Annotated in this window: 20 protein-coding genes and 2 pseudogenes; 4 read left to right on the top strand and 18 right to left on the bottom strand. The window is 52.2% G+C overall.

The window, feature by feature from the left end; translation table 11 throughout:
• Positions 1–9: 9 nt before the first annotated feature.
• The 3 genes from torD to torC are packed head-to-tail and all read right to left on the bottom strand — an operon-like array spanning position 10 to position 4,324.
• A complete protein-coding gene (gene torD, locus ESM_RS0106085) occupies positions 10–609 on the bottom strand; it encodes a molecular chaperone TorD (protein ID WP_000624781.1) in 600 nt (199 codons plus the stop codon).
• Complete coding sequence (gene torA / locus ESM_RS0106080) at positions 606–3,152, bottom strand: trimethylamine-N-oxide reductase TorA (RefSeq protein WP_000794263.1); 2,547 nt, start codon at positions 3,150–3,152, stop codon at positions 606–608. The genes torD and torA overlap by 4 nt, the downstream gene beginning before the upstream one ends.
• Positions 3,152–4,324 carry a pentaheme c-type cytochrome TorC gene (torC, locus tag ESM_RS0106075; protein ID WP_001516148.1) on the bottom strand — a complete coding sequence of 391 codons (1,173 nt, stop codon included), beginning with the start codon at positions 4,322–4,324 and terminating at the stop codon, positions 3,152–3,154. Before torC ends, torA begins: the two co-directional genes overlap by 1 nt.
• A gap of 129 nt (positions 4,325–4,453) precedes the next feature.
• Between torC and torR the strand changes: the two genes are divergently transcribed.
• The gene (torR, locus tag ESM_RS0106070; RefSeq protein ID WP_001120100.1) at positions 4,454–5,146 is read left to right on the top strand and encodes a two-component system response regulator TorR; all 693 of its coding nucleotides are present in this window, start codon (positions 4,454–4,456) and stop codon (positions 5,144–5,146) included.
• Here torR and torT read toward each other — a convergent pair.
• Positions 5,119–6,147, bottom strand: a complete 1,029-nt coding sequence (gene torT, locus ESM_RS0106065; protein WP_001221520.1) for a TMAO reductase system periplasmic protein TorT — start codon at positions 6,145–6,147, stop codon at positions 5,119–5,121. The two genes, torR and torT, sit on opposite strands and share 28 nt — an antisense overlap.
• An 82-nt stretch (positions 6,148–6,229) precedes the next feature.
• On the opposite strand from torT, the gene torS reads away from it, so the two are divergent.
• Positions 6,230–8,974: a TMAO reductase system sensor histidine kinase/response regulator TorS gene (gene torS, locus ESM_RS0106060; RefSeq protein WP_001054762.1), complete on the top strand. Its 2,745-nt coding sequence runs from the start codon at positions 6,230–6,232 to the stop codon at positions 8,972–8,974.
• Positions 8,975–9,045: 71 nt separating this feature from the next.
• Entirely contained in the window at positions 9,046–10,119 is a 1,074-nt protein-coding gene (locus tag ESM_RS0106055) for a 4Fe-4S binding protein (RefSeq protein WP_000818431.1), read from the top strand.
• Positions 10,120–10,168: 49 nt separating this feature from the next.
• Here the strand turns inward: ESM_RS0106055 and ESM_RS0106050 are convergent, their stop codons facing one another.
• The 4 genes and pseudogenes from ESM_RS0106050 to cspG form a co-directional block, all read right to left on the bottom strand.
• On the bottom strand, positions 10,169–10,342 hold the full coding sequence (locus ESM_RS0106050) for a GnsA/GnsB family addiction module toxin (protein WP_001019201.1): 174 nt from the start codon (positions 10,340–10,342) through the stop codon (positions 10,169–10,171).
• Positions 10,332–10,553, bottom strand: a pseudogene (locus ESM_RS1000000128900) (protein YmcE). The gene ESM_RS0106050 and the pseudogene ESM_RS1000000128900 overlap by 11 nt, the downstream one beginning before the upstream one ends.
• Positions 10,528–10,716, bottom strand: a complete 189-nt coding sequence (ymcF, locus tag ESM_RS1000000126370; RefSeq protein WP_071524879.1) for a cold shock small protein YmcF — start codon at positions 10,714–10,716, stop codon at positions 10,528–10,530. The pseudogene ESM_RS1000000128900 and the gene ymcF overlap by 26 nt, the downstream one beginning before the upstream one ends.
• Positions 10,717–10,726: 10 nt before the next feature.
• Positions 10,727–10,939 carry a cold shock protein CspG gene (gene cspG / locus ESM_RS0106045; protein WP_000066492.1) on the bottom strand — a complete coding sequence of 71 codons (213 nt, stop codon included), beginning with the start codon at positions 10,937–10,939 and terminating at the stop codon, positions 10,727–10,729.
• A gap of 284 nt (positions 10,940–11,223) precedes the next feature.
• On the opposite strand from cspG, the gene cspH reads away from it, so the two are divergent.
• Positions 11,224–11,436 carry a cold shock-like protein CspH gene (cspH, locus tag ESM_RS0106040; RefSeq protein ID WP_000087760.1) on the top strand — a complete coding sequence of 71 codons (213 nt, stop codon included), beginning with the start codon at positions 11,224–11,226 and terminating at the stop codon, positions 11,434–11,436.
• Here cspH and ESM_RS0106035 read toward each other — a convergent pair.
• The 10 genes and pseudogenes from ESM_RS0106035 to hyaA all read right to left on the bottom strand — a co-directional run bounded on the left by ESM_RS0106035 (position 11,424) and on the right by hyaA (position 21,224).
• Positions 11,424–12,734 (bottom strand): AppA family phytase/histidine-type acid phosphatase, encoded by a 1,311-nt coding sequence (locus ESM_RS0106035; protein ID WP_010376934.1) that lies wholly within the window; start codon positions 12,732–12,734, stop codon positions 11,424–11,426. The two genes, cspH and ESM_RS0106035, sit on opposite strands and share 13 nt — an antisense overlap.
• 87 nt (positions 12,735–12,821) lie before the next feature.
• On the bottom strand, positions 12,822–12,914 hold the full coding sequence (gene cbdX / locus ESM_RS01000000124190; protein WP_000270307.1) for a cytochrome bd-II oxidase subunit CbdX: 93 nt from the start codon (positions 12,912–12,914) through the stop codon (positions 12,822–12,824).
• A 13-nt stretch (positions 12,915–12,927) separates the two neighbouring features.
• On the bottom strand, positions 12,928–14,064 hold the full coding sequence (gene appB / locus ESM_RS0106025) for a cytochrome d ubiquinol oxidase subunit II (RefSeq protein ID WP_000460818.1): 1,137 nt from the start codon (positions 14,062–14,064) through the stop codon (positions 12,928–12,930).
• Between the two features lie 11 nt (positions 14,065–14,075).
• Positions 14,076–15,619 (bottom strand): annotated as a pseudogene (gene appC / locus ESM_RS01000000124185) (cytochrome bd-II oxidase subunit 1).
• 134 nt (positions 15,620–15,753) lie between these two features.
• Entirely contained in the window at positions 15,754–16,611 is an 858-nt protein-coding gene (locus ESM_RS0106015; protein WP_000004881.1) for a hydrogenase expression/formation protein, read from the bottom strand.
• Positions 16,608–17,006 (bottom strand): hydrogenase-1 operon protein HyaE, encoded by a 399-nt coding sequence (hyaE, locus tag ESM_RS0106010; protein WP_000606445.1) that lies wholly within the window; start codon positions 17,004–17,006, stop codon positions 16,608–16,610. Before hyaE ends, ESM_RS0106015 begins: the two co-directional genes overlap by 4 nt.
• Positions 17,003–17,590, bottom strand: coding sequence for a hydrogenase 1 maturation protease (hyaD, locus tag ESM_RS0106005; protein WP_000003648.1), 588 nt, complete (start codon positions 17,588–17,590; stop codon positions 17,003–17,005). The genes hyaE and hyaD overlap by 4 nt, the downstream gene beginning before the upstream one ends.
• Positions 17,587–18,297, bottom strand: a complete 711-nt coding sequence (gene hyaC / locus ESM_RS0106000; RefSeq protein WP_001156752.1) for a Ni/Fe-hydrogenase b-type cytochrome subunit — start codon at positions 18,295–18,297, stop codon at positions 17,587–17,589. The genes hyaD and hyaC overlap by 4 nt, the downstream gene beginning before the upstream one ends.
• Before the next feature lie 18 nt (positions 18,298–18,315).
• Entirely contained in the window at positions 18,316–20,109 is a 1,794-nt protein-coding gene (gene hyaB, locus ESM_RS0105995; protein ID WP_000107406.1) for a Ni/Fe-hydrogenase large subunit, read from the bottom strand.
• Positions 20,106–21,224, bottom strand: coding sequence for a hydrogenase 1 small subunit (gene hyaA, locus ESM_RS0105990; protein WP_001516139.1), 1,119 nt, complete (start codon positions 21,222–21,224; stop codon positions 20,106–20,108). The genes hyaB and hyaA overlap by 4 nt, the downstream gene beginning before the upstream one ends.
• Between the last annotated feature and the right edge of the window lie 27 nt (positions 21,225–21,251).

Here is a 21,251-nt window from a genome sequence, read left to right as displayed (position 1 = left end):
CAAACGGCATTATCTGTTTTGGTTGTCGCACTCCACCAGCACCAGCAATAACTGGCTTAGTGTCGCGTAAAAACCAAAGCTGTCATACTGACGGCAACGCGTTACAAATTCCGGTAGCCATGATCGCAGCGCCGCCAGCGTTTTTTGCCGTAAGCTGTTGATTTTTTGTGTGGTAACTTTCCCTTCCCCCAGTGAAAAATGCAGATAGCTCAACAACTCAAGATAAATCGCCAGATGATCTGCCGGTTCGTTGAAGTTGCTACTGGTTTCCATGCCCGCCTCAACCAACAAGTGTTTAATCTCTTGCTCGTCCTGTTTGTAGGCCGATGCATACGGCAGCGCCGCTTGCTTGTCGGTCATCAGAAACAGGCCGCAAAAATCAGCGGCCAGTTCCAGACGGGCGTCGTTACGTACCACCAGGGCAGCAATGCTTTTCTCCAGCTCGTCCACCGCCGCAGCCAGCGGCGGTTCGCTTTTCAGCAAAGAAAACCATTCAGCCATCTCCGCACTGGCGATTTGCGTCAGTTGTTCATCGTCCAGTTCACGGGAAAACAACTGCGCCAGCCAGGCGTAGACGCAGGCAGTCTGTTGTGCCGTCAAGGAAATCATGATTTCACCTGCGACGCCGGAACATATTCGCACTGCGCCACCATTTCGATGGGGCCGCTAAACGCCGTCACCTGATCCACTGTGCTTGTGTATTTTTCGATTTCCACCAGTGTGGTATGCGCACTGGTCGCCTGCGCCAACTGTGAGGTGCCGATGTCAATGGTCAACACATTGGGGTTACCGTATTTGCACAGCGCCCCTGGCTCGCCGTCTTTATCCGGATCGTACCATGCCCCTTCGTGAATTCGCGTCACACCGGGTGCATAACGGTCAGAAACGACTGCCCCTGCTAACACCTGACCGCGATCGTTAAAGACGCGTACCACATCACCGTGACGAATGCCGCGCGCACTGGCATCCTGCGGGCTAATAAAGACAGGCTCTTTACCCGCCACCATATACTGCTGACGCAGAGTTTCCGACTCACATAACTGCGAGTGAAGTCGAAAATCCGGATGCACAGATTGCAAATGCAACGGATATTTCTGCGAGCCTGGCCCACCGTGGGAGCGTTCGATTTTCTCAAACCACATCGGATGCCCCTGACAATCGTCATAGTTCATGTCAGCGATGGTTTTCGAATAGATCTCAATCAGGCCGCTCGGCGTCCCCAGCGGTTCGAGATCCGGATCTTCACGGAATGCCTGGTGGCGAACAAACATCTGCGGGTGGTCAAACTCGACGTACTCTTTGTTATTCCAGAAGTCATCAAACGCTGGTAGATGAACGCCGCGTCCTTTGCCCTGTTGTACACCTTCCTGCCAGATGCGTTTCAGCCAGCCCATTTCATCCAGCCCTTCAGTAAAGGCTTCTTCACGATTAAAGCGACGGCACAGCTCGCGGAAAATATCAAAGTCGTTGCGCGCCTCAAACTGTGGCGGCACCACCTGTTTCATAGCGATAATTCCACGGTTGGAGTGGTTGCCGTACTGGTCGAGATCGTTACGCTCAAACTGCGTGGTCGCAGGTAGCACGATATCGGCAAAACGGCAGGTTGAGGTCCACTGGTTATCTATGGCGATAACCGTTTCCAGCTTACGCCAGCCTTCGATAATACGGTTGATCTGCTGATGACGATGGAATGGATTAGTTCCGGCAAAAATACACATTTTCAGCGGCGGCAGTTTTACCGATTTACCGTTCCAGTTGATCACTTTCCCTGGTTCGAGGATCGCATCGACAAAACGGGCAATCGGAATGGTGCTGCTATAACCTTTGTAGTCGCTGTTGTCGTGAACAGGCGGAATCGACGTTGAACCGGAGAAACCGCTCAGAATAACGCCTTTACGCCCCGGCGTACCTGCGCCGTTATAGTGCCAGCCAAAACCAAAGCCACCGCCCGGCAGGCCAATTTGTCCCAGCATCGCTGCCAGAACCACAACCATCCACGCCCACTGTTCACCGTGCTGCATACGCTGTACACACCAGCCAGCAATGATCTGTGTTCTGTTCGCCGCCATCTGCCGTGCCAGCGCACGAATTGTTTCGGCATCAATACCAGTCAGTTTTTCAGCCCATACGGCATCTTTCGGCTGACCGTCTTTCTCGCCCAGCAGATACGGTAGGAACTGCTCAAAGCCCACGCAGTAGTTGGTGAGGAAGTTTTTGTCGTACAGATTTTCGCTGTACAGCGTATACGCCAGCGCCAATTGCAGCGGCACATCAGTTTGCGGGTTAATCGCAATGTGCTTCACATGCTCACGCCCCAAATACTCGTGAGTTGACGTCACGATCGGATCGATGCTGATGACTTCAATTTCACCAGCAGCAACTTTCGCTTTTAGCTGCTCGTAATATTCATAAACGTCATGATCCGGGCACCACCAGTTCGCCTGCTGGTTTTTCAGCAAATCGGAGCCCCACAGCACAATGGTTTTGCTGTTCTGCAATACCAGCGGCCAGGAGGTTTGCTGTTCATACACTTCCATCGAACCAACCACACGCGGCAGGATCACCTGCGCAGCACCGGTAGAATAGTCACCACCTGTACCGACACTATTGCCATGCAGTGCAATGGCTTTCGCCAACATACCGGAAGCATTGTGGAACATCCCCGTCGATTGCCAACCGCTGGCAGTCAACAGGGCGCTCGGACCGTGCGTTTTCTGCACACGTTCCAGCTCTTCATAGAACATGTCGAGGGCTTCATCCCAGCTCACGCGCACGAAGCGGTTATCGCCACGCTGGGATGTGTCGCTCAGATGGCGCTTACGTAGCCAGTCCACGCGTACCATCGGGTAACGAATACGCGCCGCGTTGTGTACGTGATCCGGCAATCCGGCGATCATTTTCGACGGATATTTATCCAGTTCGAACGGTTTTGCCGCCACAAAGCGACCATCCTTCACCGTCGCGCGGATAGCCCCCCAGTGCGACCCGGTCAGAATGCCCTCTTTCGAGGTGACCGCCTCAGTAGCCGCTTGCGCCGCATTCACACGGCGCGGCGTTAACAGTGACGGCCCCAGCATCCCGGCGATAGTTAAGCCGCCGAGTTGCGCCAGAAAACGCCGACGTGATGCCTGAAAGAGATCGTTATTCTTCATTATTTTTCTTCCTTCTTATCGCCGTGAACCTTGCCTGCAGTGTCGGACGCATTCATTTGCAGATATTTCAGCAAGGTGCGTTCTTCACGTTTATCGAGGCTGGTAAAGCCAATCATGCCGTTGAGCGTGCCAATCCAACCGTTAGCGTCAAAGTGGGAGATTTCCGGTGCGCCGTGGCACTGATTACAGGTGCCGTTGTACAGCGAATCCGCATAAGCCCAGATTGGTTTGATGTTGTTCACCATGTCGCCTTTCTTCATCCACGCAGTGGCCTGCAACTTGCTCCACTCGGTATTGGTATCGGTCACGGTGGTTTTCTCCAGCGTTTTCACCTGCTGCTGAACATCACCACGAATCGAGGCAACAAAGATGCGTTTGCCTGGGAACTGGGTGAGTACACGCTGACGTCCGGCACTTTCCGTCCAGCCGGTAATTTCAATTTGCAGCCAGTCGCCGTCACGTTTAAGGACTTTCACTTCTGAGGCAGGCAGCAGAGAACCAGACGCCTCTTTATCGCCTTTCGCCGCATAAATCGGCTTGATATCAATGGAGTACAGCGTGTCACCACTGTCATCAGCACTGGCGCGCAGCTCGTCGAACTGCTTACGGAAACCGCTACTCATATCCGGCAACTGGTGGGCAATACCTTTATGACAGTCGATGCAGGATTGGTTATCTTTCGCTGCCACCTTCATCTGACGCGCCGCTTCCGGATGCTGCTTCGCATGATCCATCGCATCGTAGTTATGACAGGAACGGCAGGTTGCCGAGTTGTTTTCTTTCATTCGCGCCCATTCACGCTCGGCAAGTTCCGCTCGTTTGGCTTCGAATTTCTCAGGTGTATCAATGGAGTGGGCAATAAAGGTTTGGTAAATGTCGTTGCTCGCTTCCAGTTTACGCTTCACCATGCCCGGAATATCCGGCGGAATATGGCAGTCATGGCATTCGGCACGCACGCCAGAGGCGTTCTGGAAATGCACCGAGTGTTTATATTCTTCATACACCGGTTGCATACTGTGGCAACTGACACAAAATTCGGTTGTGCTGGTGACTTTAATCCCAACGTGAGGCAACACAATCAGCGCGATGCCAATCACAATCCCAATAGCGACCAGCGCCAGCACCGACCAACGAGCACTGGGTCGGCGTAGCGCATTCCAGAGTTTCCGCATAATAGCCCCTGTAAAATTAAGGTTTAGTGAAGTGATCTTAATGAGCAAATATGAACAGCGGCACTGGTCAGGATGAACGGCTTACGGCAAAATATGAACAGATATGAACAGAATGAGTAATCCCCCCTGATGCCACATCATATTGTTATTGTTGAAGATGAGCCGATTACCCAGGCACGCTTACAAACCTACTTTACCCAAGAGGGGTATACCGTTTCCGTTACGGCGAGCGGTGCCGGGCTGCGGGAAATTATGCAGAATCAGCCGGTCGATTTAATTCTGTTGGATATTAATTTACCTGATGAAAATGGCCTGATGTTAACCCGCGCGTTGCGGGAACGTTCGACGGTAGGCATTATTCTGGTTACCGGACGCAGCGATCAGATTGACCGCATTGTCGGGCTGGAGATGGGCGCGGACGATTACGTAACCAAGCCGCTGGAATTGCGCGAACTGGTGGTGCGGGTGAAAAATCTGCTCTGGCGCATCGACCTCGCGCGGCAGGTGCAACCACTTACTCAGGACAACTGTTATTGCTTTGCTGGTTATTGCCTAAATGTGTCGCGCCATACGCTGGAGCTGGATGGAGAGCCGATTAAACTGACCCGCGCAGAGTATGAAATGTTGGTGGCGTTTGTGACCAATCCCGGCAAAATTCTCAGTCGCGAACGTCTGCTGCGTATGCTCTCTGCCCGTCGGGTGGAAAACCCCGACCTGCGTACCGTCGATGTGTTAATTCGTCGTTTACGCCATAAACTCAGCGCGGATTTACTGGTGACTCAACATGGCGAGGGCTATTTCCTAGCCGCTGATGTGTGCTGATAAAAATAGACCGGACGAAATCCTCCTGGCGACAGCGAGCGGCGAATATGTTTACGGTCGGCATTTTTCGGCGTCAGGACTAAAATCGGTGGGCTGATATTATCAGACACCGATTGTCCCTGTAATTGTCTGATAGCCTGCTCAACAGCCAGTTCCCCCTGCCAGACCATTTGATCGCTGGCAGCCATAATCACTCTTCCCCGCTTCAGTCCACGATAAACCTGGTGTGAAAGATAAAATGACACTACGGTGAGCGGCGTTTTCAGGTTGCGCCCTTCGCCCATCGCCGCCTCTGCGGCAATGGCCGTTCCGGCAACAACATCGATTTCTGGATGACGCTCCAGCATCTCCTGCAACAGGTTACGCTGGATTTCAATATCGTTATCTCCGAGCGCAATATCAACAATACGCACCGGGCTTCCGGCAATGGCTGCGCGGAACCCCGCTACCATCTCCTTACTACCCCCGGCGTTGTCCGGGCCGGGCATCAACAATACATTGAGAGGTTTTCCGTTGCTCCATTGCACCAGATACCGCCCCGGCTGATAGCCCATCTGAAACCAGGGCACGCCAACGCGGCTTGTTACCTGTGAGTCGTCAATGGCATTCACCAGCTCGATCACTGGCAGACTTTCTACCTGCTTTTGCAATTCGGGAAATGACGTCGTGCTGCTACCGAGCAAAATCGCTTCTGCGCCCCATTGTTTACACTGCTCAATTTGCGCCTGCTGAGTAGCCAACTGACCGTAGCCACCGGCCTCCAGCACTTTTAAATCCACACCATAGCGGCGGGCTGCTTTCTGCATACCATAGTTCAACGATAACCAGTATGAATCCTTCAGACTGGGATAGAGCGCACACAATTTCCATGAGCGTTTGACTTTAAGTGATGTAACAGGCTGCTCCGTAAAATGTTGCGCATCATGCCAGCGCAACAGGTTATCGCCCGCAAAAACGGGTAACACGAAAAAGGGAAGAAGTAACAAAAGCAGTATGCGCATGATAGCCTCATCAATAATAAGGCTTTATGCTAGATGCATTCCACTTTGCGACTCAACCTTTTTCACCTAAAGTGCACCAACTGTGAATTTAACCCTGACCCGAAGACTCTGGATGGGCTTTGCCCTGATGGCGTTGCTAACCCTGACCAGTACTCTGGTGGGATGGTACAACCTGCGTTTTGTCAGCCAGGTAGAAAAAGCCAATACTCAGGCATTGATTCCTACCATGAATATGGCGCGTCAGTTGAGCGAAGCCAGCGCCTGGGAACTTTTCGCCGCGCAGAACCTGACCAGTGCCGATAACGAAAAGATGTGGCAGGCACAGGGGCGAATGCTCACCGCGCAAAGCCTGAAGATTAACGCGTTGTTGCAAGCGTTACGGGAACAAGGTTTCGACACCTCTGCGATTGAACAACAGGAGCAGGAGATCTCCCGTTCGTTACGTCAGCAAGGCGAACTGGTGGGGCAGCGTTTGCAACTGCGCCAGCAACAGCAACAACTCAGTCAGCAAATTGTCGCTGCCGCTGATGCGATCGCACGTATGGCGCAAGGTCAGGCGAATAACGCTGCGACCTCTGCCGGAGCCACTCAAGCCGGGATTTATGATTTGATCGAACGTCATCAACACCAGGCTGCCGAAAGTGCGCTCGATCGGCTGATTGATATCGATCTTGAGTACGTTAACCAAATGAATGAACTGCGTCTCAGCGCCCTGCGGGTGCAGCAAATGGTGATGACTCTGAGGCTGGAGCAGATCCAGAAAGATGCGCCAACGTTGGAAAATCAACTCAATAATGCAGTGAAAATTCTACAACGTCGGCAAATACGCATTGAAGATCCGGGTGTGCGCACACGGGTGGCACAATCCTTAGAAATCATTCATCGTTATAGCGATTTACTGGCGCTTTATCAGCAGGACAATGAAATCAGCAATCGTCTGCAAACTCTCGCCCAAAATAACATCGCCCAGTTCGCACAGTTTAGTAGCGAAGTCAGCCAACTGGTTGACACTATTGAGCAACGCAACCAAAGTGGACTCACTCATCTGGAAAAAGCCAGTGAACGAGGGCAATACAGCCTGCTACTCCTGGGCGTCGTTTCCCTTTGCTCTTTGATTCTGATCCTCTGGCGCGTGGTTTATCGTTCAGTCACGCGCCCACTTGCCGAACAAACGCAGGCACTGCAACGCCTGCTGGACGGCGATATCGACTCCCCTTTCCCGGAAACCGCTGGCGTGCGGGAGCTGGATACCATCGGGCGGCTGATGGATGCTTTTCGCAGTAGTGTTCATGCGCTTAATCGCCACCGCGAACAACTGGCAGCGCAGGTCAAAGCGCGCACTGCCGAATTGCAGGAACTGGTAGTAGAACACCGGCTGGCACGGGCGGAAGCAGAAAAAGCCAGTCAGGCAAAATCGGCGTTTCTGGCGGCAATGAGCCATGAGATCCGCACTCCGCTGTACGGCATTCTCGGCACCGCTCAACTGCTGGCGGATAACCCGGCGCTTAACGCCCAGCGTGATGATTTGCGGGCAATTACCGATTCTGGCGAATCATTGCTGACCATCCTTAACGATATTCTCGATTATTCGGCTATCGAAGCAGGTGGCAAGAATGTCTCGGTCAGCGATGAACCGTATGAACCACGCCCGCTGCTGGAAAGTACCCTGCAATTAATGAGCGGGCGGGTGAAAGGTCGTCCGATTCGACTGGCAACGGAAATTGCCGACGATGTACCAACCGCGTTAATGGGTGATCCGCGACGTATTCGCCAGGTTATTACCAATTTGTTGAGTAATGCCCTGCGTTTCACTGACGAGGGGCAGATTGTCCTGCGTAGCCGCACTGATGGCGAACAATGGCTGGTCGAAGTGGAAGACAGCGGCTGTGGTATTGATCCCGCGAAACTGGCTGATATCTTCCAGCCATTTGTTCAGGTGAGTGGTAAACGCGGCGGCAGTGGACTGGGGTTGACCATCAGTACCAGCCTGGCCCAGGCGATGGGCGGCGAACTGATCGCCACAAGCACGCCGGGGGTTGGAAGCTGTTTTTGCTTACGGTTACCGTTACGCGTTGCCACCGCGCCAGCACCTAAAATAGTCAATCAGGCGGTGCATCTGGATGGTTTACGCTTGCTGTTAATTGAAGATAACCCGCTAACGCAGCGTATTACCATCGAGATACTGAACGCCAGTGGTGCTCAGGTCACTGCCGTTGGAAATGCCACGCAGGCTTTAGAGACGCTGCAAAATAGTGAATCGTTTGCTGCCGCGCTGGTGGATTTTGATCTGCCGGATATCGACGGCATTACACTTGCCAGGCAACTTTCGCTGCAATATCCGTCGCTGGTTTTGATTGGCTTTAGCGCCCATGTCATCGACGAAACGTTGCGCCAGCGTACCAGTTCGCTATTTCGCGGAATTATCCCTAAACCGGTGCCGCGTGAAGTGCTCGGTCAGTTACTGGCGCACTATCTCCACCAGCAAAAAAATAACGATCAGCCGCTGGATGTATCGCAACTCAATGAAGATGCACAGTTAATGGGAGCGGATAAGATCCACGAATGGCTGACATTATTTAAACAACATACCCTGCCGCTTCTTGATGAAATAGACACTGCTCGCGCCAGACACGACAGCGAGAAAATCAAACGCGCTGCGCACCAGCTAAAAAGTAGTTGCGCCAGTCTGGGAATGCGCAGTGCCAGCCAGTTGTGCGGGCAACTTGAGCGGGAACCATTAGCCGCTCTCCTGCCGCGCGAAGAAATTACACGCAGTATCGCGGCTCTGGAAGAGTGGTTGAATAAGAAAGACCTGAACGCGATTTGAATCAATATCAGCCAGATAAGAAGACTTAGAATAGTAGCATTTAGCATGCAACTTAATGGACTGGCAAAATCATGGCTGAGAAAAAAAGAATCCGCTGGCAGCGGCGGCCAGGCACAACGGGCGGTAAATTACCGTGGAATGACTGGCGCAATGCCACGACCTGGCGTAAAGCGACGCAATTATTACTGCTGGCAATCAATATTTATATTGCCATCACCTTCTGGTATTGGGTGCGCTATTACGAAACGGCAGGTAGTACGCCTTTTATCGCAAGGCCAGGTGGTATTGAAGGCTGGCTCCCTATTGCCGGTCTGATGAATCTGAAATACAGCCTTGAAACAGGCCAGTTACCTTCCGTGCACGCCGCCGCGATGCTGTTGCTGGTCGCTTTTATCATTATCAGCTTGCTGCTGAAAAAAGCCTTTTGTTCGTGGCTATGCCCGGTTGGTACGCTATCTGAGTTAATTGGCGATCTGGGGAAAAAACTGTTTGGTCGGCAATTTACCCTTCCTCTCTGGCTGGATATTCCTCTGCGTGCGGCGAAATATCTGCTGTTGAGTTTTTTTCTCTATATCGCGTTATTCATGCCCGCTCAGGCGATTCACTATTTTATGCTATCGCCCTACAGCGTGGTGATGGATGTTAAAATGCTCGATTTCTTTCGTCATATGGGGACAGCGACGTTAATCAGCGTGATCGTTTTGCTGATTGCCAGCCTGTTTATTCGCCATGCCTGGTGTCGTTATCTCTGCCCGTATGGCGCATTAATGGGACTGGTTTCGCTATTATCGCCGTTTAAGATTCGTCGCAATGCCGAAAGTTGTATCGACTGCGGCAAATGCGCAAATAATTGTCCGTCACAGATCCCTGTCGATAAATTAATCCAGGTTAGAACGGTGGAATGTACCGGCTGTATGACCTGCATCGAGTCATGCCCGGTCGCCTCAACATTAACTTTTTCGCTGCGAAACCCCGCGATAAATAAAAAAGCTTTTGCGTTATCTGGCTGGCTAATAACACTACTGATATTGGGAATTATGTTCGCGGTGATTGGTTACGCGATGTATGCAGGTGTATGGCAAAGCCCGGTGCCAGAGGAATTGTACCGACGCTTAATTCCACGGGCGGCAATGATTGGTCATTAACAGAGTGACAAGCGGAACATCACCTCGTGCTGGGGTGATGTCCACAAAATCACATTATTTGGATTTTGACGTCATAGCCTTCAAGCCCGGTCATTTTCTCCCGCGCGGTGAAGCGAATTTCAGAGACTTCTTTCCCTGTGCTCTTGTTTAACTCGGTGATTTTTTGCGCAATAAAGTCGGAGATTTCTGTTTCGGCTTGTTTTTTTAGCTCTTCAATATTCACTGTTAACCTCTTCTGGTCTTAAAAGGCAGCAACACGCCAGTAAGGTGTTGGTTCCCTGTTCAGGTAACAAAAGTTATAAGCTATCTGCCTGAAAGATTCAATAATCAGTAGGTTATCGCTCAATATGCATACAGGGATGAGTGCAAACAGAAGATATAAAAAAGGCTCCGCGAGGGAGCCTGATATTATTTTGTGAAATCCAGTGGCGCATGGTCTGTGCGTATTTGTAAAGCAACGTTATCAAAGGTGATCATCGTCGATTTACAGAAAATACACTTAGCTCCCAAAGGATTTCGCTCCGTCACATCGAATGCCGATGTGCGGTACTGTGAACCATGACAACATGGACAGCGGAAATGGAGATGTTGAGTAATAACGGCAACCTTAGAGCGCAACAACGTTCGCTGCCGAGGGACCACGTTGCCCCTGCTCAATAGAAAATTCGACTTTCTGATTTTCATTCAGAGTGCGGAATTCATTGCTCTGGATGGCGGTGAAGTGAACGAAGACGTCCTTGCTGCCATCATCAGGAGTGATAAAGCCAAAACCTTTATCTGCGTTAAACCATTTTACTAAACCAGTCATTTTATTAGACATATTTTACTTCCTTCATTTTGGGCCTTTCGGCAAACAGGGCTTTAATACAGAAACTACTTAGTGTTCAGGAGAGAGACTCAAAAGAAGGGGATAATGCCTGATAATGAGAACTGCTTTAGTAAACTACTTTGTATGCTGTCTGTCTTTCAAACCGACGCAGCTATTAACGCATGATACACATAATTAAGCAAATTTATTTTAGCCGTCCGGCGGTCTTAAATATCGCTGGCTTTATTTTTTTAAAACCGTATAGTGCAGCGCAGTATTTTTAGTAAGGAATTTGTTTGTCCCGTAAAATGACAGGAATTGTCAAAACCTTTGATCGCAAAAGCGGCAAAGGATTCATCATCCCCTCCGACGGTCGTAAAGAAGTCCAGGTCCATATTTCCGCATTCAGCCCCCGCGACGCAGAAGTACTTATACCAGGGTTACGCGTAGAGTTTTGCCGCGTTAATGGCCTGCGTGGACCAACAGCGGCAAATGTTTATTTATCCTGATATAAACTGCAGGCCGGAATACGCGCTTCATTCACGATTTGCGTAAAATCCGCCAGTGAACACATGCCCTGCGCGTTTCTTTCTTCACACTCGGCCAACGTCAACTTCACTTCCCCTGGCGGCGTATCAAGCGACAGACGGGCTTTATCACGCATCTGCTGCAAGGTCTGGAATACCAGCGAAACCTGAATCCACTGACTGTTATCACTTAGCCGCCGCCAGCGTTCAAATACCAGTTCACCTCCCGGCGGGGTGTTATCCGGTTGGCCCGGCAGCGTCCAGTTAAGTCCCAGTGCCCCACCTAAATTCGCCAGGTTAGTATCATGCCCGGCAATAAACAGCAGCGAAGTCGGTAGCGTAACACCATAGCTCTGCCTTTGCGGATTATGTGGCGTCAGCGCCGTCAGGAGCAAATCCAACAGGGGCGTGGCACGGCTACGGGCCACTTCTGGGGTACGTTGCAGCAGATAAAACTGCGCATTATGCAGACTCAGCAAGGTGTTCCACTGGTGTGAATCAGTAATTCGTCCCCAACCAGGCTCCGGCATTCCCTGTGCCTGCTGCAGGAGAAATATCTCCGTCAGCATTGATGCCAGACTCACCGCACCGGTTAATGAAACGTTATCGGTACTTACTTTCAGTTCAGACGGCAATACTTGCGTCAATGAACAACTTTCGTCTTGTTTCTCTCGTTTGAGGCACAGACTTGATTGCGGGAAATTAAGCACCCGCTCCAGTTCGTGAAATGCCGTTTGCCGATGATCAGTAAAGTTAGTGATCGAGCCGCCTGCCCTGTTAAGAATAGCTTCTGTCACGTTCGCTTTATCCAGTTGGCAGACACCGGTTTTCAGCGGGTTAAATAGCGGATCGGGACTGGCGGTGTCTGACCGGGTATGTACGGTTATTGCACAATTGGGAGCCAGCCCAGCGGCAAAGGCTTCGCCTGTTTTACGGGTGCGTTCGTCGACATCAGCAATAATCGCCACCTGACCTGGTTTCGGACAGCCATTTTTTGCCAGCAAACCGTCAGCCACCAGACGCTGGCGTTGGTAATGTCCGAGATAAGAGATCAGCTCACCGCCTCGTGGTGTCAGCCAACCCAGTTTCACCGGCCAGCCTGGCCATGTGTCTGGAGTAATTTCCTGCATGAGTTGCGTAGATTTAGTGGGGGCACGCACGCCATGACGGCTGACAATCACCACACTCTCCAATTTCAGTTCCGGCTCACTCTGAGCGTATGCAGGTAGTGGTGTTAACGGAAGCAGAAGAGAAAAAAAGGGGAGCAATATCGCTTTCATCGCCAGGTTTCCGTTTTTCATGTTTCGCATTATTGCCGGATACGACGCTGACGCTTCTTCTCCGGCCTATGTTCGTTGTGCGTCAAATCAACCTTTTAGACGCGGTTCCAGCCACACCAACACCACGGTGGAGAGTGAACACATCAACAAAATGCCGACGAACCACAATAAATACCACATTGTTCATCCCTCCTTAGTACAGCTCATGATCGTGATGGCGGAGAGTTTCAGTTGTCATACGCCCCCACATTTTGTAGTAGCTCCACACAGTGTAGAGCAACACAATAGGCAAAAATATCAGCACAATTACTAACATAATGCTCAACGTCAGTTGACTGGAGGTGCTATCCCACAGCGTCAGGCTGGAGATCGGGCTGATGTTCGAAGGCATAACAAATGGAAACAGCGTGATGCCTGCCGTGAAAATCACGCCAAATTGCATCAATGACGCCAGCAGAAATCCCCAACCGGGGCGACCACGATAAATCGCCATCACCGTCAGCAACGGGCAGAAGAAACCCAGCAGCGGGAAGATCCACAATACCGGCGATTCAACAAAATTATTCATCCAGGCACCAGGCAATACCGCAACCAGTTTCATTAACGGATTGGATGGACCGTTAACATCCTGAGCGAGCAATACGAAGCCATCAATACCAACCCACAGCCAGTACCCCGCCAGCAAAAAGCAGAGCATCACCAGCAGAGCCGCGCGTTTGGTCGCCAGTTGCGAACGCAGGTGAATAGCACCGACTGTTTTTAGTTGCAGCCAGACGCCCCCTTGCAAAATCACCATTCCAAGACTGAGCAAACCGCACAGTAGAGGGAATGGCGTCAGTAATTGCCAGAAGCTACCGAGGTACTCCACGCGTAATTGCGGCGTGAAAGCAAACGGCACGCCGAGTAACAAATTGCCAAACGCGATACCGAAGACGACCGGCGGTATCAGACTACCGATGACCAGCCCGGCATCCCACATTTTACGCCAGCGTGCATCCGCGATTTTTCCGCGATAATCAAAGGCCAGCGGGCGGAAGAACAGCGAGCACAGCACCAGGATCATCGCCACATAAAATCCAGAAAACGCAGCGGCGTAAACTCTGGGCCAGGCGGCAAATAATGCCCCTCCCGCGAGGATTAACCAGACCTGGTTGCCTTCCCAGTGTGCGCCAACACTGTTAATCACTATCCGGCGTTCATCATCATCACGCGCCACCAGCGGCAGCAGGCAACCGACCCCCATGTCAAATCCGTCGGAGATCATAAAGACCACCAGAATCACGCCAATCAGTAGCCACCAGATGAAGCGCAATGTTTCATAATCAAACATGATTCTCTCCTTTACCCCTGCTGCTGCGTCGGTTGTTCACTCTGCATCGCGCTTGGCCCCAGACGGGCATATTTCTGCATCAGGTAGACTTCAGCGATTAAGAACAGGGTGTAAAGCCCTACTATCATGATCAGTGAAAAAGCCAGTTGTCCTGTGGTTAAGGCAGAGTGCGCGGAGTATGTTGGCAAAATGTCCTGAATCGCCCACGGCTGACGGCCAAACTCGGTCATAAACCACCCTGCTTCAATGGCAATCCACGGCAGCGGCAAACTCCAGAGCATCATTTTCAGCACCCAACGATGCTGGTCGATTTTGCCGCGCAGCGTCTGAACGAGCGCAATCAGCATTACCAGTAACAACAGCGAACCGCAGCCCACCATGATGCGGAAACTCCAGAACACCGGCGCAACTTGTGGAATAGCACCGCGCATAGCCGCCTGATACTGCGCAGGTGTGACATGATTCATATCCGGCGCATAGCGGGAGAGCAACATGCCATAACCGAGACGTTTTCCAGCTCATGAAATGCTTGCAGTACATGCGGCTCGCGGTTGCCTTGCGAAATCTCCTGCATCAGCAGCCAGGCCATACGCCCGCGTTGCAATCGTGGATAAGTTTCAGCCATCAAATTTTTCAACCCTGGTACAGGCTTATCTAATGAGTGAGTGGCGAGGATCCCTAACAGCGCAGGGATTTTGATGGCAAAAGCGTTACGCTCTTGATCCTGTTCCGGCCAGGCAATGAGATGGAACGGCGCAGGTGCCGGTTCGGTTTGCCACTCCCCTTCCATTGCCGCCAGTTTTACCGGCTGAACGCGTGCGACTTCATAAGCAGAACTGTCTCCAAGTTGCAGCGCGCCGATTATCGCCAGTGTGCCAAAGACCGAACCGATAGCAAACGAACGTAAAGCGACATCACGCTCCCGTCCGCGCAGTAAGTACCAGGCGCTGATCGCCATAATGAACATCGCCCCGGTCACATAACCTGCCATCACCGTATGGACAAATTTCACCTGGCTGACGGGGTTAAAGACCAGATCGCTGAAACTGGTCATCTCCATACGCAAGGTGTCGATATCGAAATGCGCGCCGGTCGGAAACTGCATCCACCCATTGGCATTCAAAATCCACAATGCGGAGATATTGGAACCAAATGCCACCAGCCAGGTGACCAGCAGGTGCTGGTATTTATTCAGCCGTTGCCAGCCAAAGAAGAACAGACCGACAAAGGTGGATTCGAGGAAGAAGGCCATTAATGCTTCCATCGCCAACGGTGCGCCAAAAATGTCGCCCACATAGTTGGAATAGAATGACCAGTTAGTACCAAACTGAAACTCCATGGTGAGACCAGTAGCCACGCCGAGAGCGAAGTTGATACCGAAGAGCTTACCCCAGAAGCGCGTCATATCGCGGTAGACTGTTTTGCCGGTGACCACGTAAATGGTTTCCATGATAGCCAGCAAAAAAATCAGCCCCAGGGTAAGGGGCACGAACAAAAAGTGGTATAGCGCGGTCAGTGCAAACTGCCAGCGCGACAAATCAATAACATCCCACATGCGAACTCCTGTAGGCGAAGAGAGGGAAATAACCCTTTAATAGTAGATCTCCCTTTTTATCCTTACAGTTTGTAGGTGGTTGTATTCGCTGATTGCGATATTCATAGGACTGAAAGCGATATTTGCCGCCATTTTCACTGTTGCGCGCTTTCTATAAGCCACTGACACACCTCGCCCAACCGCTGCGCGGAGTCCGCCAAATCTTCCGGCGCTGCCAGCACAACTTCCGGTATCGGGCAGATTTCATAACTCTCAAGTAATGGGCCTTTTAACGTATCCATACAGCGTAAATGCCAGACATGTCGCAAACCGGTGGCGTTGATATAGCTCTCGCCATAGCCAATAGTGCGAATCTGGATATTACCCGGCCCGCACAGCCGCGAGAGAAATAACCTGTCAGCCTCGCTGACAGGCAACTGCGTCAGGTTAATACTATGTGGCTGCGCCTCAGGATTACGCACATGCGCCAGCAATTCATGAGCCAGCGGCAGTCCGTTCATCAGACCATCAATGGGCGGTGGTAGCAGCGAATCTGTCGGCAGCGTATTATGCGTTGCCGCCTGCCATAACGGCAGCGGCGCGCAGCCTGTCTCCAGCCGGTCTTCCAGCAACAGCTCACCGCTACGCCTGCGTACTCGCCACAATCCGCAGAAGATCGCCTCCTGAATTTCACTTTCACTGCCGTCAATATGTTGGATGCGCACTGACACTTCCCCTTCTCCGAGAAGCGTATTGATAAAGTGGCGATCATCAGCATTGAGATTTAACAGATCGACGGCCAGCACCTCGCCTAATGGCGGTACGCGTTGCGTTAGTTGATGCTGTAGATCGTTTAACAGCGTAATCACCCGTGGACTATGAGCACACTGCTCCAGTGCCGCCATGCTCGGTTCATCATTCACCTGACAGGTAATTGGCAGCGGATTCATGCTGAAACTGTCATCGTCAGGTTGCGTTCCTGGCCCCAGCAGATGGAAAAAAGTCTCACTCATGAATCACACTCCTGTTTTGATTCGACAAGGCCGCGCATCAGGTTTATCAGCTCTGCCCACGGGTGAATGCCATTCAATACGCCGCGATAATGACCATCAGTAAACACTAATGTGGCTGGAAAACGAAAAACACTAAATCTGTCTCCGATGGCTTCACTTTGCTCAAGATCGGCAATTGCCACCTGCCATGCATAATCTGGAAACTCACGCAGTAGCTCTGCGACCATCACCGGATTATCACTGACTTCAGGAGTACGTTTCGGATCGCGGCTTAACAGCACCACACTATCCGGCGCTTGCATAAGCCACTGATCGAGACGAGGCTCAGTGATCGGCGTCCAGCCACGCGCCAGCATACGTTGCCACAACGCACTAAAAGGTGAGTCGTTAATCATCCCTGCTCCTCCAGCGTCATCCGATACTGACGCAAGCGAACACCTTCGTAATTTTCCATCGACAGACAGTCATAATTGAGACAACGCGATTCCTCCGCCCGTTGCGGCACAACTCCCCACGCCGACAGTTGCACCAGCGCCGCCTGTTCCGCTGCAGGCAGTTGCTCCCGCGCAAGCTCGCTAAGGCTACCGCCGTAGTCGTCGAGCATTGCCGGTTGTAACCCGACGAGGGCAATATGTGTTGGCAGATGTCCGCGGATATCTGCCAGCGCTAATACTTCGGAGAAACTGTTCTGGTGCAGGCTCATTTTCTTCGCACTGAGATATGCCGGAATGCGCTCTCCGGCATATGTTCGTAGTGTTCCGGGTTCCAGCCCGTAATCAATAGCATCGAGAATCAACAGATGGCTGGCGTTTTCAACATACCCCAGCAGGTTCAGCCCCTGAGTACCACCATCGACAATCTCCACGTTTTCGGGCCAGTGATAATGGGCATACAGCCGTTCCGCCACCCGCACACCGAAACCTTCATCGGCCCACAGCAGGTTGCCCAACCCCATTACCACTACACGTTGCTCGCTCATGAACGCTCCTTGTCGCTGCTCATTTTTCCAAATTTGTGGCTACGGTAGCCGTTCACCATCGTGGAGATCACCGTGTCGTCGGACATGATGTCTTCACGCAGCGCCATATAAACATGACCAATCACAAATGCGCCAATCAACCACATGCCCAGCCGATGCCAGCTATGAATGTCCAGCGAGTTGCCGCCCGTCCAGTAGAAAAATTCCACTACATAACGAAACGGCGCAAAAATGGCGTACTGGCTGTGTTCGCTATACAGCGCAAAACCGGTGACGATCATAAAAACAGACATCAGGAAATAGCCGAACATCGCAGCCTGCGCGATGGGGTTATGGCCAATGTCAGCGCTCGGGCGTTTTGCCAGAAACAGATACCAGCGGATTTCGTACCACACGCCCAGCCACCAGCTTTTGCGCCATACCGGCACGATGAAAAGCTCGCGTGAGTAGCGATTGCCGACAAACGCCCAGTAGATCCGCATCAGCAAGACGACGGTAAAAATCATCCCGGCGCTGAAGTGTATTAGCCTGATGTAGCCCATATAGAACAGATACGTCGCCTCACCACTGACTGAAGGCAACGGCTTGCCGATAAAGTAGCCGGTGACCATCAATACCGCCATGCACAGCACCGTCAGCCAGTGCCATATCCGCACGGGCGCTTCAAAGACATAGTGGCTGATAACGTTGTCGCTTTTCTCTTGCATGATGATTCTCCTTCGCTGTTAGCGCACCTGCACGGAGATCAGTTCGCTACCGTCGTCGCCCAGCACATGCGTTGAACAGGCGAGGCACGGGTCGAAGCTGTGCAGGGTACGCAGGATCTCCAGCGGTTGCTCGGGGATCGCCATTTTGGTGTTCATCAGCGCGGCTTCATAAGCACCAATTTGCCCTTTGGGATCGCGCGGGCTGGCGTTCCAGGTGGTCGGCACCACACACTGGTAGAGATCGATTTTGCCATCGCGAATAGCGGCCCAGTGACCTAAAGCCCCACGCGGTGCTTCAGTAAAGCCGACGCCACGGCACACTTTCGGCCAGGTCGCAGGCTCCCATTTTTCGGTGGAGGCGGTGGTAAGATTGCCGTTTTTCAGGTTGGTCATTAACTTGTTGAAAAAGTACTGTAACTTACTTGCAGCCCACTGAGCTTCATGGGCGCGGCACAGAATGCGGCCTAACGTCGACTGGATGCCAGAAAGCGGCAGGTTCAGCGCCGACATCATCCGATCAACCGACTCAACGGTCGCAGCATCGCCTTTGTGGTAAGCGATTAACGTGCGAGCCAGCGGCCCTACTTCCATCGCGTGACCGCGCCAGCGTGGCGCTTTGATCCACGAGTAGCGCTCCTGTTCATTCAGTTGTTGAATGTTTGTATCGCTGCCTTTAACGTCGCCGGGGTTGTACCACGGGTCGGTGATACCATCGAACGGATGACGCCCGACCTGATCGTTGGGATAACGATACCAGGCGTGATCGACAAATTCCTGCACCTGCTGCGGATCAACTAAATCCACTGGCAGTACGTTTTTGAAATCGCCATTGATCACCGCACCGCCAGGCATCAGCAGACTTTTCTCGCCAAAGTCGTTAGCGATATCCGGGAACGCACCGTAGCTGAGGACGCATTTATCAGAAAGGCCAGTGCCGATTTCACTCCACGTTTTGTTGAACTGGCCGATGGCTAAGGCGTCGGGGATCATCACGTTATTAATGAAGTCCGCCGTGCGGGTAATGATCGACTGCACCAGGTTCAGGCGCTCCATATTAACCGCCCCGACCGCACCGCTTTCGTCGATATTTATGGCACAAGGCATCCCGCCGACAATCCAGTTGGGATGCGGGTTTTTACCGCCAAAGACCGCGTGGATTTTGACGATCTCACGCTGGAAATCGAGAGCTTCGAGATAGTGAGCAAAGCCCATCAGGTTGGCTTCTGGTGGCAGTTTGTACTGCGGGTGCCCCCAGTAGCCGTTGCGGAAGATCCCTAACTGCCCGCCTTCGACAAATTTCTTCAGTCGATTTTGCACATCAAAGAAGTAACCTGGGGAAGACTTCGGCCACGAGGAGAGGCTTTGCGCCAGTTCGGAAGTTTTACGCGGGTCGGCTTGCAGCGCGTTAAGTACGTCGATCCAGTCCATTCCGGCGAGCTGATAAAAGTGCACCAGATGGTCGTGGCACCAGAGCGTCGCCAGCATAATGTTGCGAATGATATTGGCGTTATCCGGCACTTTGATGCCAATAGCATCTTCAATGGCGTAAACCGAAGCCAGGGCGTGTACGCCGGTGCAGACGCCGCAGATACGTTCAACGAACGCCCACGCATCACGCGGATCACGGCCTTGCAAAATGATCTCCAGCCCGCGAAACATCGTGCCGCAGGAGACAGCATTGGTGATCACATTCTGATCGTTAATATTCACTTCACAGCGCATATGACCTTCGATGCGCGTGATCGGGTCGACCACCAGGCGACGTCCGGCATTATTGATGGTGTATCCCTGAGTTTCATACTGAGTGCTCATGCCTGTTTATCCTCGTTGCCTGGCTGTTGTTCGGTCTCTGCTGGTTGCTGGTTATGACGTCTGCGCTGGTCAATCGCGCTGGCGACTGCATGTACGCCAACAGCCGCAGCCACGACGCCAAGCGCGGTTAAGCCCACGGTATCGGCGGTAGAGTGCGTTCCCATCTGCGGAATATCGACCACGCGGCTGTAGAATGAGCCGCGATCCCAGAAACCATTTTCAGAACAGCCCAGGCAACCGTGACCGGACTGGATCGGGAAGGAGACGCCATCATTCCAACGGGTTGAGGAGCAGGCGTTATAGGTGGTTGGCCCTTTACACCCCATTTTGTACAGGCAGTAACCTTTGCGAGCGGCGTCATCGTCCCAACTCTGGACAAACTCACCAGCGTCAAAGTGGGCGCGGCGATAGCATTTATCGTGGATACGTTGACCGTAGAACATCAGTGGACGCCCCATTCTGTCGACATCTGGCAGGCGATCAAACGTCACCATATAAGTAATGATGGCGCTCATCACATCCGGGATCGGCGGGCAACCAGGGACTTTAATGATTGGTTTGTCGGTAATGACTTTATCGATAGGCGTTGCCTGCGTCGGATTGGGGCGAGCGGCTTGTACGCAGCCCCAGGACGCGCAGGTTCCCCAGGCAATAATTGCGCTGGCCCCCGCAGCGGCACGTTTGAGTTTCTCAATAAACGGCCGACCGCTGCTGATACAAAACATCCCCTGCTCGCCCAGCGGCGGGTTACCTTCTACTGCAAGGATATATTTGCCGTTGTATTGCGTGATGATATCTTCAAAGACTTCCTCCGCCTGAGTACCAGCGGCAGCCATTAAGGTATCGTCGTAGTCGAGAGAAATAAGGGAAAGAATGACATCCTTCGCCAGCGGATGAGCAGAACGGATAAAAGATTCGGTGCAGCAGGTACATTCCAGACCGTGGATCCACACTACCGGAATACGCGGTTTATTCTCCAGCGCCCAGGCAATCTTCGGTGCCATCCCCGCGCCTAATCCCAGCGAGGTGGCAGCCAGACTGCAATATTTAAGAAAACTCCGCCGGGTAACCCCCTGACGTCGCATAGCCTGGTAAAAGGTTTCCTCATTATTCATATCGCACGTCTCTTCTCCTTGCGACAC

It is taken from the genome of Escherichia sp. TW09308 (genome assembly GCF_000208565.1).
Classification (GTDB): Bacteria; Pseudomonadota; Gammaproteobacteria; order Enterobacterales; family Enterobacteriaceae; genus Escherichia; species Escherichia marmotae.
Note: the sequence above shows the minus strand (reverse complement) of the source record. Positions and strands in the feature narration are given on the sequence as shown.